Origin of the sequence: Gloeobacter violaceus PCC 7421 (assembly GCF_000011385.1) — a bacterium.
Taxonomy (GTDB): domain Bacteria; phylum Cyanobacteriota; class Cyanobacteriia; order Gloeobacterales; family Gloeobacteraceae; genus Gloeobacter; species Gloeobacter violaceus.
This window is the reverse complement of record NC_005125.1, coordinates 1,840,475-1,854,637: the sequence shown is the minus strand read 5'-3', so window position 1 is coordinate 1,854,637 and position 14,163 is coordinate 1,840,475. Positions and strand designations below refer to the sequence as shown.

The 14,163-nt window shown below is 61.0% G+C and carries 19 protein-coding genes and 1 tRNA gene; 10 read left to right on the top strand and 10 right to left on the bottom strand.

The window, feature by feature from the left end; translation table 11 throughout:
* Positions 1-3: 3 nt before the first annotated feature.
* The 4 genes from hpnH to GLL_RS09050 form a co-directional block, all read right to left on the bottom strand.
* Positions 4-1,023, bottom strand: coding sequence for an adenosyl-hopene transferase HpnH (gene hpnH, locus GLL_RS09065; protein ID WP_011141746.1), 1,020 nt, complete (start codon positions 1,021-1,023; stop codon positions 4-6).
* Positions 1,013-2,026 carry a hopanoid-associated sugar epimerase gene (gene hpnA / locus GLL_RS09060; protein ID WP_011141745.1) on the bottom strand — a complete coding sequence of 338 codons (1,014 nt, stop codon included), beginning with the start codon at positions 2,024-2,026 and terminating at the stop codon, positions 1,013-1,015. The genes hpnH and hpnA overlap by 11 nt, the downstream gene beginning before the upstream one ends.
* Positions 2,023-4,560, bottom strand: coding sequence for an efflux RND transporter permease subunit (locus tag GLL_RS09055; protein ID WP_164929643.1), 2,538 nt, complete (start codon positions 4,558-4,560; stop codon positions 2,023-2,025). The genes hpnA and GLL_RS09055 overlap by 4 nt, the downstream gene beginning before the upstream one ends.
* A gap of 165 nt (positions 4,561-4,725) precedes the next feature.
* Positions 4,726-4,796: transfer RNA gene (locus GLL_RS09050), tRNA-Gly, on the bottom strand.
* A 257-nt stretch (positions 4,797-5,053) separates the two neighbouring features.
* On the opposite strand from GLL_RS09050, the gene GLL_RS09045 reads away from it, so the two are divergent.
* Positions 5,054-5,212 (top strand): hypothetical protein, encoded by a 159-nt coding sequence (locus GLL_RS09045; RefSeq protein ID WP_164928844.1) that lies wholly within the window; start codon positions 5,054-5,056, stop codon positions 5,210-5,212.
* Positions 5,212-5,373 (top strand): hypothetical protein, encoded by a 162-nt coding sequence (locus GLL_RS09040; protein ID WP_164928843.1) that lies wholly within the window; start codon positions 5,212-5,214, stop codon positions 5,371-5,373. Before GLL_RS09045 ends, GLL_RS09040 begins: the two co-directional genes overlap by 1 nt.
* Before the next feature lie 273 nt (positions 5,374-5,646).
* Here GLL_RS09040 and GLL_RS09035 read toward each other — a convergent pair whose 3' ends face one another.
* Together GLL_RS09035 and GLL_RS09030 are read right to left on the bottom strand one after the other, a co-directional pair.
* Entirely contained in the window at positions 5,647-6,456 is an 810-nt protein-coding gene (locus tag GLL_RS09035; RefSeq protein WP_011141743.1) for a RecB family exonuclease, read from the bottom strand.
* Positions 6,453-7,406 (bottom strand): phytoene synthase, encoded by a 954-nt coding sequence (locus GLL_RS09030; RefSeq protein WP_011141742.1) that lies wholly within the window; start codon positions 7,404-7,406, stop codon positions 6,453-6,455. The genes GLL_RS09035 and GLL_RS09030 overlap by 4 nt, the downstream gene beginning before the upstream one ends.
* A 374-nt stretch (positions 7,407-7,780) precedes the next feature.
* Here GLL_RS09030 and GLL_RS22845 point away from each other — a divergent pair, with 374 nt between their 5' ends.
* Complete coding sequence (locus GLL_RS22845; protein WP_011141741.1) at positions 7,781-7,954, top strand: hypothetical protein; 174 nt, start codon at positions 7,781-7,783, stop codon at positions 7,952-7,954.
* Positions 7,955-8,013: 59 nt separating this feature from the next.
* The gene (locus GLL_RS09025) at positions 8,014-8,622 is read left to right on the top strand and encodes a DUF2854 domain-containing protein (protein ID WP_011141740.1); all 609 of its coding nucleotides are present in this window, start codon (positions 8,014-8,016) and stop codon (positions 8,620-8,622) included.
* A gap of 3 nt (positions 8,623-8,625) precedes the next feature.
* Here GLL_RS09025 and aroF read toward each other — a convergent pair whose 3' ends face one another.
* Together aroF and GLL_RS09015 are read right to left on the bottom strand one after the other, a co-directional pair.
* A complete protein-coding gene (gene aroF, locus GLL_RS09020) occupies positions 8,626-9,690 on the bottom strand; it encodes a 3-deoxy-7-phosphoheptulonate synthase (protein WP_011141739.1) in 1,065 nt (354 codons plus the stop codon).
* Complete coding sequence (locus tag GLL_RS09015) at positions 9,687-10,109, bottom strand: PAM68 family protein (RefSeq protein WP_011141738.1); 423 nt, start codon at positions 10,107-10,109, stop codon at positions 9,687-9,689. Before GLL_RS09015 ends, aroF begins: the two co-directional genes overlap by 4 nt.
* 143 nt (positions 10,110-10,252) lie before the next feature.
* Between GLL_RS09015 and GLL_RS09010 the strand changes: the two genes are divergently transcribed.
* From GLL_RS09010 to GLL_RS09000, 3 genes are read left to right on the top strand one after another with little or no spacing between them, the layout of a single operon-like run.
* Positions 10,253-10,897: a sigma-70 family RNA polymerase sigma factor gene (locus tag GLL_RS09010; protein ID WP_011141737.1), complete on the top strand. Its 645-nt coding sequence runs from the start codon at positions 10,253-10,255 to the stop codon at positions 10,895-10,897.
* Between the two features lie 23 nt (positions 10,898-10,920).
* Entirely contained in the window at positions 10,921-11,394 is a 474-nt protein-coding gene (locus GLL_RS22895; RefSeq protein WP_011141736.1) for an anti-sigma factor family protein, read from the top strand.
* On the top strand, positions 11,394-11,756 hold the full coding sequence (locus tag GLL_RS09000; RefSeq protein WP_011141735.1) for a hypothetical protein: 363 nt from the start codon (positions 11,394-11,396) through the stop codon (positions 11,754-11,756). The genes GLL_RS22895 and GLL_RS09000 overlap by 1 nt, the downstream gene beginning before the upstream one ends.
* 1 nt (position 11,757) lies before the next feature.
* Here the strand turns inward: GLL_RS09000 and GLL_RS08995 are convergent, their stop codons facing one another.
* Entirely contained in the window at positions 11,758-12,237 is a 480-nt protein-coding gene (locus GLL_RS08995; RefSeq protein ID WP_164928842.1) for a GNAT family N-acetyltransferase, read from the bottom strand.
* Between the two features lie 164 nt (positions 12,238-12,401).
* Positions 12,402-12,578 carry a hypothetical protein gene (locus GLL_RS08990; protein WP_164928841.1) on the bottom strand — a complete coding sequence of 59 codons (177 nt, stop codon included), beginning with the start codon at positions 12,576-12,578 and terminating at the stop codon, positions 12,402-12,404.
* Positions 12,579-12,633: 55 nt separating this feature from the next.
* On the opposite strand from GLL_RS08990, the gene GLL_RS08985 reads away from it, so the two are divergent.
* Genes GLL_RS08985 through sfsA form a run of 3 tightly spaced genes read left to right on the top strand, consistent with a single transcriptional unit; the run spans position 12,634 to position 14,161 of the window.
* Positions 12,634-12,831: a hypothetical protein gene (locus tag GLL_RS08985; protein ID WP_164928840.1), complete on the top strand. Its 198-nt coding sequence runs from the start codon at positions 12,634-12,636 to the stop codon at positions 12,829-12,831.
* Between the two features lie 5 nt (positions 12,832-12,836).
* A complete protein-coding gene (locus GLL_RS08980) occupies positions 12,837-13,454 on the top strand; it encodes a hypothetical protein (protein ID WP_011141733.1) in 618 nt (205 codons plus the stop codon).
* Positions 13,451-14,161, top strand: a complete 711-nt coding sequence (sfsA, locus tag GLL_RS08975; RefSeq protein ID WP_011141732.1) for a DNA/RNA nuclease SfsA — start codon at positions 13,451-13,453, stop codon at positions 14,159-14,161. Before GLL_RS08980 ends, sfsA begins: the two co-directional genes overlap by 4 nt.
* Positions 14,162-14,163 lie beyond the last annotated feature (2 nt).

Genomic DNA, 14,163 nt, shown 5'->3' with positions numbered 1-14,163 from the left:
CCGTCAGCGGCCGGTGATGACGCTGGCAAGCACCCGCGGGATGTTGGCGATTTCCATCGCGTCGATGGCGGCAGTCTGCTCATAGCCGCAGTGGACCATGCAGTCGCGGCACTTGGGGTTGCCGCTGGCATGTCCGTAATCCTCCCAGCGGGTGTTGTCGAGCAGTTCCTGCCAGGTGGCGTAGTGACCTTCGTTGAGCAGATAGCAGGGTTTCTGCCAGCCCAGCACGCTGTAGCTGGGCATTCCCCAGGGGGTGCACTCGTAATCTTTGAGCCCTTCGAGAAAATCGAGAAACAGCGGATTGTGATTGAAGTTCCAGCGCGCCTCCCCCGAACGGTAGGGAGCAAGAATCTCGCGAAAAAGTGCTCGGGTCTGATCGCGCTGCAAAAAGTGCTCCTGATCGGGCGCCCACTCGTAGCTGTAGCCGGGCGAGACCATCATGCCGTCGATGTCGAGTCCGCCCAGAAAATCGAAAAATTCCCGCACCCGCTGCGGATCGGCGTTGTTGAAGATGGTCGTGTTGGTGGTCACCCGGAAGCCGCGCGCCTTTGCCGCTTTGATGGCCCGCATGGCGATATCGAAGACGCCCTCGCGGTCTACCGCCTGGTCGTGCTCCTCGCGCAAACCGTCGAGATGCACACTGAAGCTGAAATAATCGGAGGGTGTGAATTTGTCAAGATTTTTTTCGAGCAAGATGGCGTTGGTGCACAGATAGACGAACTTGCCGCGGTCGACCAGCCCCTCGACAATCTGGTCGATCTGCGGGTGCAGCAGCGGTTCGCCTCCCGGGATGGTGACGATCGGAGCGCCGCACTCCTCCACCGCCCGAGAGCACTCCTCAGGCGTCAGGTTGCGCCGCAAAATCTCGCCCGGGTGCTGAATCTTGCCGCAGCCTGGGCAAGCCAAATTGCAGCGAAACAGCGGCTCGAGCATCAACACCAGCGGGAAGCGCTCGCGGCCCGCGAGACGCTGGGAAATCAAATACTTTCCGACTTCGAACGCTTGTTTGAGACTAACCGCCATGCCGGAATCCCCCCCCGTTGCCGATGTATCCGTTCTTTCTAAACCAGTCTACGGCATCGACGAGCGCTTCCCGGACGGGGGTCTGGGGCAGCCCCAGTTCGCGCACGGCCTTCGAGGCGTCGTAGTACATCGGCTGGGCGGCCATGCGCACGCCGTCGATGGGCACGCTGGGGGGGCGGCCGAGCAAGGGCGAGAGCAGCTGCTCGTCGATCCAGGCCACTCCCAGGGGCAGCCAATCGGGAACAGCCATCTGTGGGGCTGGTATGCCGGTCACCTCCGCCAGCGTGTCGAGCAGCGCTTTGAAAGACAAATCTCGGTGTCCGAGGATGTAGCGCTCCCCTGAGCGGCCCCGCTCCAGGGCAGCCAGGTGCCCCTGGACCACGTCGCGCACGTGGACGAAGTTGAGGCCGGTCTCCAGATAAAAGGGCATCTGGCGGCGCAAGAAGCGCAACACGATGTCGCCGGTCGGCGTCGGTTTGCTGTCGAAGGGACCCACTGGCGCGGTCGGGTTGACGATCACCACATCCTGGCCGCGGGCAGCGGCCCGACGTGCTTCCTGCTCCGCCCAATATTTCGACTGTTTGTAGACGCCCACGAGTTTGTCCGGTGGGCTCTGGTGGTTTTCATCGGCGCGGGGGCTTTTGACGCCGATGGCCGCCACCGATGAGGTGTAGACCGTCCGCTCTACCCCTGCCTCGCGGGCTGCCGCGAGCACGTTGCGGGTTCCGAGCACGTTCGATTGCCAGAGCCGCTCGCGATCGGCCTGCAGCAAGCTGTAGTGGGCGGCGACGTGAAAGAGCGCCCGGCAGCCCGCCATCTGCCCAGCCAGAGCGCGACTGCCCAGATCTCCGGCTACCACTTCGGCACCGAGGGCCGCCAGATCTTGTGCCTTCGCAGGTTCACGCACCAGGGCGCGCACGCTGTAACCTTCGGTGAGCAGCAAGCGCACGAGGTTGGCTCCCACGAAGCCGGTGCCGCCCGTCACGAACACGCGCAGGGTCATAGGGTGTGTTTGGATTCTTTCAAGGGGGCGAACAGGCTATAGGCAACGGGGACCACGATAAGGCTGAGCAGCGTCGAGGTCAACAGCCCGCCGATGATGGCGATAGCCATCGGCGCGCGCAGTTCGGCCCCCGCCCCAAGCCCCAGGGCAATGGGCAGCATGCCGAGTATCGCCGCTGCCGTGGTCATCAAGATGGGCCTGAGGCGAATCGGTCCCGCCTTGAGAATCGCTTCGCGGGTCGCGAGTCCACCGGCGCGCAGTTGGTTGATGTAATCGACCAGGATAATCGCATTTTTATTGACCAGACCCAACAAAAAGATGATCCCGATCACCGAGATCATCCCGAAATCGCTGCGGGTGACAAATTGCGCGAGCATCGCTCCCACCACCGAAAGCGGCAGCGACAGCAGCACCACCAACGGGTCGGTCCAACTGCGAAATAGCCACAGCAGCACCCCCAGGATACAGACCACCGAGAGCACCAGCGTCGCCGCAAAGCCGCCAAAGACATTGGAGACATTTTCGGTATCGCCTCCAAAGCTGAGGCGCACCCCGGCGGGAAGCACCGTCTTTGCCGCCGCTTTGACGCGATCGGTCGCCTCGCCGATGGTCAGCCCGCGGCTGAGGTTGCTGCTCAGATACACCGCCCGCTCGCCATCCAGGTGCGAAATTTCGACGGTGAGCCCCTCGTACTGCCCCGCCCCACCGACGGCCAGATCCGCAAAGCCCGGCTGCTTGGCAAGCCGCTCTTTTAGCGCGGCGGCAGCACTCTGCAGTTGCTCTAGATCTTGACCCAAAAGGGCGACTTCCAGGGGTTTCTGGGCACCATTGTCCACAAAAGGAATATCTTCGACGCTCACATCCACGCCTTCAAGCGGCGGCAGACGGTCGCGCAGTTGGTCTTGCAGGTCAAAAGTTTTGAGGGTGCGCTCCTCGCGCAGCTTCACGTAGAGCAAACCCCTGTGGCTTGCCCCCCGCTCCCCGACCGTCGTAAAAATTGCCGCTACATCGGGGAACCCGCGCAGTATGTCTTCAAGTTGCTTGGCCACCGCCAGCGAGTCTTCAACCGGTGTACCGAGGGATGCTGCGAACTGGACATTGAATTCGCCACGGTCGAGGTGGGGAATAAAACCCTTGGGAATCAGTGGGATGAGTGCCAGCCCAGCCACGAAGCTTGCCAGGGCAAGAGCGATCACCGCGGGGCGATGTTCAAGCGCCCAGGTGAGAATGCGTCGGTAGCGGCACACCAATCCAGTCTGCCAGGAAGCCTCGATTTTGGCGGGCCGATGCGGGCGCGCCTTGAGCCAGCGCGAGGCGAGCAGCGGCGAGAGCGTGCGCGCCACCAACAGCGAGGTGATCACCGCCGCCGAAACGGTGATTCCGAAGGGACGAAAAAATTGGCCAAGTACGCCCCCCATCAGACCCACGGGCAAAAAGACCGCCACGATCGTCATGGTGGCCGCTGTCACCGTCAGGCCGATTTCGTCGGTGGCCAAGACCGCCGCCTGGTAAGGCGACTCCCCCTCATCGAGGTGCCGGGCAATATTCTCAACGTCGACAATGGCGTCATCGATGATGATTCCAATGACCAGCGCCAGTGCCAACAGCGTGATGGTCTCCAGGTTGAAACCCAAAAGCGCCATCACAATGAATGTACCCAGCAGCGAAATCGGAATGGCCAGGGCCGAGATGAGCGTAGCCCGCCAGCTGCCGAGAAACGGAAAGATTACCATCACCGAGAGGGCGACCGCCAGGGCCAGCGCTTCGACGGTGGCTTGGCTCGCTTCGCGGATGTAGTCGGCCTGGGTGGCGGCAAGGCGTAGCTCGATCCCCGTCAGTGCTTGGCGCAGGCGTTCTACCTCCTGGTCCACCGAGCGCACCACCTCCAGCGTGTTGGCCCGAGCGCGCTTGATCACCTGCACAGCCAGGGCGTCCTTGCCGCCAAAGCGAACGGCGGTGGGATTGTCCGCCAGGCCGCGCTCACCGAGAAGCGTGACCTTGAGCACCCCCGGTACCTTTTCGAGAGCCGGCACGATGCGGGCACGGGCGACCTTGGCCAGGGTGTCTAAATCGCTCGTGTCGCTTTGGATGGCGTAACTGGCTACCGCCGTCTCGTTGAGGTTGACGGGAGCGACTGTGACCGTGGCATCGGCGGGTAGAGCCGCCTGCGCAAGCGCCGTTTGCACCTCGCGCTTTGCCGCTTCCAGGTCGGTGCCTACCGCCAGGGCCAGACTGACCACCGACTGGCCCGGGTAACTTTGGGAGCGGACTTTGTCCACCCCCGCGAGATTTTTGAGCCGTTGTTCAAGCGGGCGGGTGAGATTCGCCTCGGTGTCCTCGGCGCTTAGTGAAGAATGGCTGCCGTTGACCACGAGCACCGGAAAGGTGATGTCCGGAAAAAGCGCGTATTTGAGCGATCCGAAGGCAAATATCCCAGCCACACTCAGGGCCACCCAAAAACCGAGGGTCAGCCAGGGGTATTTAAGAGCCAGGCGCGAGATATTCCAGCGTTCCCGAAGCGACTGTCCTGCCATTGAGCGGTGCTGCACGCAGGTACAACCGGACCCCGCGTCCTTTCGATCATCCTAGCCGGGGTTGCAGATCCCAGTCGCCGAAGACCCGCAGCTCAGAAAAGTCCGTCACCGCAACAAAATTGTTCAGGCTGAACCGTCTTGTGCAAAGGCGTCAATCGCTGTTTAAGCGGGTAGCGGGAATCGAACCCGCAACTAAAGCTTGGGAAGCTTTCGTTTTACCACTAAACTATACCCGCCCGAGGGCAGCCAACATCATAGCGCGCTCCGCGGTAGTTGGCGATCCGCCCGGGAGCGCGGTGGGGAGCGCTCCGCACAGCATCCGATTTCCTTGGGATCCGGGCGGGCATTCCTGCAGGTGCCCCATCTTCTGAAGGATTGTCCCGTTTGAGCTTTCTGGTATGATTCGTTTTGGACTGAGGCGCAAAGCGAAAAGCTGTTCTTCACATTGACAGCGTTTTGTTTTGCGGTTGGAAACTCTAAAGGTGAACATCCGATGAAGAAGTTCGCGATTGTTCTTGCACTGGGAGCGTTGCTGGTCGGTTGCTCCAGTCCGGAGACCGAGACTGAGACGAACACCACGACCACCACCGAGTCGACCCCGATGGGTGAGACTTCAACGACCACCACGACCACCACGGAGAGCAAACCGTAATGAAAAAGTACCTGATCGTGTTCGCTCTTGGAGCCTTGTTGGTCGGTTGCTCAAGCCCTGCCACCGAATCGGAAACGACCACCACAACCACCACCGAGTCGACAAGCGAACCCGGCGGAGCAATGAGCGCCCCGGCCGAAGGGATGAAGAGCACGCCCTAAATAGTCCACCGGCCTCGACGGGGGGCAGTTTCGGAAGCGCATTGCGAGCAACTGCAATCCACCCGAGCGAACCTGGACTGTGGACATTCTTCCAGCTTAGATGCCACCTGCAGCCCCCCACGACAATGCCAGAGAAAATCTCTAACGGTCCTTGTTTGTTGCTCCCCGCCGTCAAACTGCTATTGCCGCTACATAACGCGAACTGTCGATCAATCGAACTTATAGTACAGATAAATCCAATTGAATCGTCTTGAATCTGCCAGTCCGGTCATTTTAACTGGCCCGAAAAGCGCAGACCCGCCGGAACGTGCAGGCTGCGCATTGCTCTCCAGGAGCGGGCACAAAAGCTTCCTCGAGCGCAATGTCGTTTTCGACGGCCAGACGGGCGCGGGCGATCCGCTCTGCCACCGTCAACAACGCCTGCCACCAATCCTCCACTTCTTCGCGCGTGTAGGTAAGACCGATCACGGTACCGGTGGCCAGATAGCTGAAACTGACCCGGTAAGCCGAATAATCTGGCCAACGTTCCTCGGCCAGAATGCGGTAAATGGCCGCCTGGAAGTCCCGCTTTAGAGCCTCGACCCCATCGCCGGGTTTACCCGACTTGTGATCGACCACTTCGAGGGTACCTTCGGGGTCCACCCGTACCAGATCGGGTTTCCCGATCAACACTACACTGCCTATCGATGCGCTGCCCAGGGGTCGTGGTCTGGTGCGCAGCATCTTCTCGACGGCGAGTTGCTCGCCTGCTCCCCAGCCGTAGGGCGTTCCCACCCAGGCGTCGAGGCGCGCGCGGGCGGTCTGGAAGGCAGCCTCAGCCGTCTGACGGTCCGTATAGGCTCCCCAACTAAAAGTCCGCTCCAGTGAACTCACCGCGTCCTCGGGCCGGATCTGCTCCTGGCGGACAAGTTGCTCCAGCACCGTATGCACCGCCCGGCCCGTGTGCAGGTGGGCGGCGATTATCCGTCGATATCCGGGGACTTTGACGATCTTGTCAAGGGCGTAGGCGTAGGCACAGCGCACGTAGAGCTTGAGCGCCGTAGGACTGAGGCTCAGGGGCCTTGCCCTGGAAGCCCCCTTCATGTCTGGGCCTTTGCCCAGGCGACCGGCAGCAGCAGAAACTTCTCGGCGCGGGGCACATAGGCCCTTTGTAAAAAATTTTGATAGCCGTTGGAGCGCACCTTGGTCAGGATGCGCCGGTAGAGAATCAGCGAGGCCCACACCGGCCATCGGGCATCGGGGATCAAGTACGGGATGCCTTTTTCGGCTTCTAGATAAATTGCCTCGGCACGGGCAATTTCAAATTCCATCAACGCTGCCCAGCGCTCGTCGACCACATAAGCAAACAGGTCTTCCTCCGAATAGCCGAACTTGCGCAGATCCTCCAGCGGCAGATAGATTCGGCCGCGCCGGGCGTCCTCGCCGACATCGCGCAAAATGTTGGTCATCTGCTTGGCAACCCCGAGGGCGACAGCCCGCCTGCGTGCCTCCGGACAATCATCTACCAATCCCATGACCGCACAGGACATCAGCCCGACCGTGCCCGCCACCCGGTAGCAATAGGTATGCAGCTCCTCCCAGTTCTCGTAGCGAGCCTGGGTGAGGTCCATGCGCATGCCTTCGATCATGTCGAGGAAAGGTCGAATCTCTAGAGGAAAATTGCGCACCGCGTCTGCGAGAGCCAGATCATAAACGTCCTCGCCCCCACCGCCAAAAATTTTATCCAGACGCTCCTGCCAGCGGTCGAGCATCCGCGGGTCCGCCTTGAAGTCAAGGCTGTCCACCAACTCGTCGGTGCGGCGGCACCAGGCATAAATCGCCCAGATCGCCCGGCGCTTCTCCATGGGAAACAGCAGCGAGGCGAAGTAGAACGTTTTGGAGTACTCCGCCGTTAACTGGCGGCAGGCCTCGTAAGATTCCAGGGACTTGTCTCTAGCAAGCATGGACCGTGGCAGAGCGGTTGGCGAAAGATCCGGTGAGTGCACCAGCACATAGCTTACCGGAGAGGAGCACACCTTCCATACTGACCACATCGACTCGTTTGGTAAAACCGCCCTCTAGTGAGAAATCGGCAAACGGCTGCCCAGGAATACCTCCAGGTGCAAGCACGATAGATGTAAATCGACGGTCGGTCGGACCACCCGCACCACTGAATCCCGACAGACCCGCCCCCGCTATCCGCACTCGCATGGCAACCGGCCTTTTTCGTGCTTCGTCGATCCAGATTGTAGCGAAAAGTTAAGCCTCCTGCGCCGCCAAATATTCGCTCCTACCAAAATCTGTGTATTTTTCGGTGTCTTCTTGCCGCCAGGAAGCTAGTATTTAGAGAGACAGGATTCGGCTTGGGGGGAAGAAAGCAGGAGTTGCCGGGTCCTATTTTCTACTTTCCTACGTCCTATTTGAGTCTATGGAATCGGCTCATCCCTGGTTTATCCACAAGCTTCCCGACGGCAGTTGCGAGATCACCCAGCAGCAGTTGGAGACAGCCGAGAAAACCTGGGGTCCTTTTGAGGACCGTGGCGACGCGATTGCCCGTCGGGTCGGGCTGATCCGCAGCGGCCAGTGCAAGCCTCGCCAGTGAATCCCGGACCGCCGCGGCCGAATCTAGGGCATTCTGGATGAAGATGCATCCAGTTGCGCATGAGCCTTGCCAAAAAATCGCCCCTCTTAACGTTGCCGACCCTGCTCACCGGGCTCGGTCTGTTGTTGTTCGCTCTATTCGTGGTCGGCTACATTCTGCAGACCCAACCGGGGCTTGCGGATCTGGGGGCCAATTTGAGCTTTGTGGGCCTCAATTACTTTCTGTTTCCGCTGGTGGGGGGGATCACGCTGCGATTTTCGGAGGTCAAGCCCTCAGCGGTGTTGGCTGCACCGCCCGCCAACATCGATGCGGTGCGCGACGCGCAGGCCACCGAGATTCAAAAGCAGGTACTGTCGGATATCTCGAAGCGCAGCTACTTCAAGTCGCGCCACATGGCCGACGCCCTCAAGCGCATCGGACTTAGCCGCCGCGATGAAGAGTTGCCCGAGTTGCTGGGCTACCGCGAGGAGATTGTCGAAGGCCGCTACACCCTGGTGTTGCGCTTTGACTCGCTCAAAGTGGATCGCCAGCGTTGGGAGGACCGCCTGCCGAAGTTCAAAACTTTTTTCGGCAAGGGCGTCGATGCCCGTTTGAATTTTTTCCCCGAGGTTGCGGCAACCGAGGCAAACGAACTGCAAGTGGAATTGCACCTGATCAGTGCGGCGTAGCGCTCAAGGACGGGCTGCGGCCGGGGCGGCCGTTTGTAGCGGCCGCCCCACCGCGAGGGCGATCGGGGCTAGGTTCGCCATCGCAGCATCAAACTCGTCCGGCGTCAGGCATTGCGGACCGTCCGAAAGGGCGCGGGCCGGATCGGGGTGTACTTCGATCATCAAGCCGTCGGCGCCGATGGCGACCGCCGCCTTGCTGCACGATTCGACAAATTGCGATAGGCCAGTGCCGTGGCTCGGGTCGACAATCACCGGCAGGTGGGTAATGCTGCGCAGAACCGGCACAGCGGCCAGATCGAGGGTGTTGCGGGTGTACTGGCGGTCGAAAGTGCGTATACCCCGCTCGCAGAGAATCACATTCGGATTGCCCGCCGCCAAAATATACTCCGCCGCAAGCAGCCACTCGTCGATGGTGGCGGAGAAAGCCCGCTTCAGCAGCACCGGCTTGGGCTGCTGACCGACTTTTTTGAGCAGCGAATAATTCTGCATGTTGCGCGCGCCGACTTGCACAATATCGGCGACCTCGGCAATGGCTTCGAGATCACTGGTGTCCATCACCTCAGTGACGATAGCCAGGCCTGTCGCGGTACGGGCGGCAGCCAGCAGTTCGAGAGCCGATTCGCCGTGGCCTTGAAAGTCGTAGGGCGAGGTGCGCGGTTTGTAGGCACCGCCGCGCAGGATCCGGGCACCGGCCGCTTTGACCCGGTGGGCCGTCTCCAGGATCATCGCTTCGGATTCTACCGAGCATGGACCCGCCATACACACCAGAGGCCCTTCGCCCCCAATTTCGACCGTGCCGCCCGCCGTCGGGACACTCACCACAGTGCGCTCGGGATGAAATTCGCGCGAGGCGCGCTTGAAGCGCTTTTTGACCCGCAGAACCCGGTCGATGAAGGGGCTCAGTTCCTGCACGCGGTCGTCGCAGAGACTGCTGGTGTCACCAATCAGGCCGATTACCACGTTTTCACGCCCGACGATGGTCTGGGTTTCCAGATTCCAGCCGCGCAACTGGTCGACGAGGGCGTCCACCACGCCTTGGGGAGCACCCGGCTTGAGCACGACAATCAAGATTTTTTCTCCACTCGACGTTTCTCGCCTTCATTTTGCAGCGCCGCGAGCAGCCGCCCACCGTTTTCTTTGAATTCTTTGATGCCCAGCAGGCTGCCGGGTACCTGGGGATGCCACGAAGCCGAGAGGATGGCATAGGTGATCCCCAAGACACTGATGCCCAAAAACAACAAATTCACCAGCAGCACCACGGCGCTCGGAAGCGGATAGCCCGCGCGAATCAGGGTGGCGCCGATCAACTGCACACCCAGGGCCAGGGCAAAAGGCACCCCCGAAAACAAGACGATCCTCCCCAGGAAGCGACCGTTGATCTCTTTGGGGATAACCAGCTTGTTCTCGGCGGCAGGAGAGACTCCAGGAGCAGCCTCGGGGCTGCCGGAAAGGGCCGCTTCGCGCTTGGTGCGGCTTTTTTTGCCCATAGCGGTCGTTGATGCAACAACTCAATCTTACGCTCGGGCGCAAGGCGGCTTGCAAATCTTTTGCGGATAATCGAGGAACCCGGGTTGTAGAGGGCACGTCACTTCTGGCATTGTCCGCGAACTTCACCCGGCCTCCCGAATCGATGGAAAACAGTCTGCCTCTGCCCTGGCCCCTCGTCTCCGCCGCCAAGGAGCCCCTCTGCCTGCACAAAATGAGCAACCAGGAACTGGTGGTGCGCTGCCAGCAAGGGTTCAGCCCCGACCGGGCGGCCTTTGCCGAACTAATGCGCCGCCACCAAGCCCACATCGACCGATTGCTCTACCATCTGGCACCCGACTGGCAGGACCGCTCGGACCTTGCCCAGGAGGTCTGGATTCGTGTCTACCGCTATGTCAAGCGCCTCAAAGAACCCGAAAAGTTTCGCTCCTGGGCAGGTCGAATCGCCACCAACCTGTTCTACGACGAGTTGCGGCGGCGGCGGCGCGGCTGGCCGCCTCTATCGCTCGACGCACCCATCCAGACCAAGGACGGCGAACTGGACTGGGAGCTTGCCGCCCAGTCCCCCGGGCCGGATGAGAATCTGGTAACGTGTGAATTCTATGAGCACCTGCGGCGGGCAATAGCCGAGCTGCCGGAAGCTTTTCGGACCACCATCGTCCTTCGAGAAATCGAGGGGATGGCCTACGAAGAAATCGCCGAGACCCTGGGTATCTCCGTCGGCACCGTCAAGTCCCGCATCGCCCGGGCCCGGCGCCGTCTGCAGTCGCAACTGAACGCTTACCTGTAAGCTCCCCTGCCCCCTGTAATTCCATGGACCCGCATCGCTTCGAACAACTGAGCGCTTATCTGGACGGCGAACTGTCCACCGCCGAACAACAACAGGTCGAGCAGTGGCTCCAGGCGGATCCGGCGGCCCGCAAGCTCTACGAAGACCTGCTTAAACTGCAGCGCTCCAGCCGCGCATTGGGCGCTCCGGCTTTGCCGCCGCGGCTGTCCGATCGAGTGTTTGACCGTCTCGAGGCCCGGCGGCGGTGGCTGAGCGGCTCCCTTACCACCGCCGCCGCCCTGCTCTTCGCCGTGGTAGGGTACTGGTGGCAAAGTCCCGACCGCAAACCGATCCTCACCGCCGGCTCCGACCTTACCGGAGTTGAAGTCGCCCGCGAGCCCGCCCCACCACTGATGGAGATGGCGGCTCGCAGCTACCTGTTGGAGGATCGTGCCCCCGAGGATGCCTACGCCATTCTCCTCGAGCGCGAGGAGATCTCGCTGCCGAACGAGCGCTGATGAACTGGTTGTTACACTGCGCTGAGCGACGATTCGGGTGGGCGCTTGTCTACCTGGGCTGTCTGGTGTTGCTCTTGGGCCATGCCCTACCGGTGAGCGCCCAGAGCGCCTGCAACCGCAGCGAGTTCGATCAGAGTTTCAGCCGCCAGTTTCGGACCATCAACAATCACATCCGCACCAGGCAGGCGCAACTTGAGAAAATGATCGCCGATCCGAGCGCCTCCGAGGAGCAAATCAAGACGATGACCAGCGAGCTGATCAGCTGGAAAGCCAAGCGCGATCAAGTGGCCATCGAATATATTCTGCGGCAGCGGCGCGAGGAGTGCCTGTCACCCTCGTTTTCTACGATTCCGCATAAGTAACTCAAGGCGCACCCAATGTCGCAAGCGCCTCACCGGTCAGGCGGCACTGGCGCCAGTCGTCGAGGATCACAGCCCCCATCTGACGGTAGAAAGCGATGGCCGGGGCGTTCCAGTCGAGCACGCTCCACTCTACCCGGCCGCAACCCGCCGCTACCGCTTCGCGGGCAACATGGCGCAGCAGCTCCCGCCCGATACCCCGGTGGCGCAGCGGCGCACGCACATAGAGATCTTCGAGATAGATCCCGGGACGGGTGAGAAAAGTCGAGTAGTTGAAAAAATATAGTGCGAAACCGGCCGCCTCCGCTGCTACTTCAGCAATGGCCACTCGGGCGAAAGGGTGTTCGCCAAACAGATGGGCCGCCAGCTCCTCGGCACTGCCGGTCACGGCGTGGGACAGCTTTTCGTAGGCGGCCAGTTCACAGATGAGTCCAAAGACAAGCGCTACATCTGCCGGACAGGCCGCCCGCACGGTAACACCCAAAAGTACACTCCTCGAACGCCGAAAACTTTTAGAAAAACTGGATGTACAGCAACAGCCGCAGGCCACTCATTTGGACCCCCGGCTTCACGCCCTGTAGCTGCGGACTGGCCACCGGTACCGCGTGCAAATCTTCACCAGTCCTATGCCGACCCGGCAACATTCGCTCAATTGTTGCGAGCCGACTCCATTTCGCGCTGCAGATGCTGGCCGGTGGTCGGCAGCATTGCAGGCGGGTGCGCGGACGGACGGCTGGTGCACGTCAGTACGTAAGCCTGTACCTTTTCGATGTCGAGGCGCAATTCGAGCAGACGCTGATGGTACTTTTCTGTACTTTTAGTCATTGTCTGAAAACCTATGCTAGGAGGAGAGCCAGGCAAATACCCTGTTAACTTATTGATGAATGCCATTGAACATGATAGCCGGAAGGGCGTGACTGATTTGAGAAGACTTGCACCGGTCGGGGTACGCGTCACCACCCATAGCGGCCTGGCCGATCGCGAACAGTGGACTTGGGAGATTGTAGAGGCAAAGTTGTATCAGATTTTGTTCGTAGTGGTCAGTTTGTTGCCGGACAATCTGGCTGGTGGCGGATAGGGCCCATGGAAAATTTTGCCGCCGATCGCCGCATATTCGCCGATTTGCTCAGCTTCAAGCCCAATCGCCACACGTTGGGCGGGGCGAGCTATCTCATCGTTGCTACCCCCGACAACGGCCTGCGGGGCAACTGGCTGATCGATTGTCCCGCCTTTGTCGAAGAGAATTGCACCTTGATTGAAGGGGTTGGGGGAATCGGGGCGATTTTTCTGACCCACCGGGGGGCCATGGGCCAGGTGGAGGAGTTCTGCCGTCATTTTCGGGCGGCCGTGCGCATCCACGAACAGGAGGCTTATCTGGTCAAAGCCCGCGAGGTCGAAGTGCGCGCCTTTGACGGCGACTGCGAACTGGACGCGGGACTGTCGGCCCTTTGGACACCCGGTCACTCGCCGGGGTCCAGTTGCCTGCTTTGGCAGGCACACGGTGGAGTGCTCTTCAGCGGCCGGCATCTGCTGCCGACGAGCGACGGGGGGGCCATGCCCGTGCGGGTGGGCCGTACCTTTCATTGGCCACGGCAACTGGCGAGCGTCGAGCGGCTGGGTGCCTACTCCTACCGCCATATCTGTCCCGGGGCGGCCACGGGATTGTTGCGTTCCCGGCGCACCATCGTCGTCGAACCATGAGTGTGCTTTTTGAGTACCCGCCCCTGGTACGGGGGATCCTGCGCCGTCGCTACAAGCGATTTTTTGCCGAGGTTGAACTGGAGGACGGGCAACTGGTCACCGCCCACTGCCCGAACACCGGTCCGATGCGGGCCATCAGCACCCTCGGAAGTCCGGTATATCTGTCGCGCTCACCGGATCCGGCCCGCAAGCTCGCCTACACCTGGGAGATGATCGACCTAGACGGCACCTGGGTCGGGGTGAATACGGCCCTTCCCAACCGCATCGTCTACCGGGCTCTGGTGGAGCGGGTGATTGCCGAGGTGGGCACTTACCGGACCATTCGCCGCGAAGTGCCTTACGGTAGTGAAAACAGCCGCATCGATTTTTTGCTCACCGGCGAGGGGGAGCCGCTGTACCTGGAGGTCAAGAGCACTACCCTCAACCAGGGCACCCTCGCCCTGTTTCCGGATACGGTCACCACCCGCGGCCAGAAACACCTGCGCGAACTGATCCGCCTTTGTGAGCACGGCACGCGGGCAGCGATGCTGTACTTCATCAACCGCGGTGACTGCACGGCCTTCAGCCCGGGCGATTCCCTCGATCCGCTTTATGGACAACTGCTGCGTGCCGGTATCGAGCGCGGTCTGCTGGTCTTGCCCTGCCGCTTCGAGATCACCCCCCAATCGGTGCGCTACCTGGGTACGGCCTCGATTCTGCTTGCCTGAGG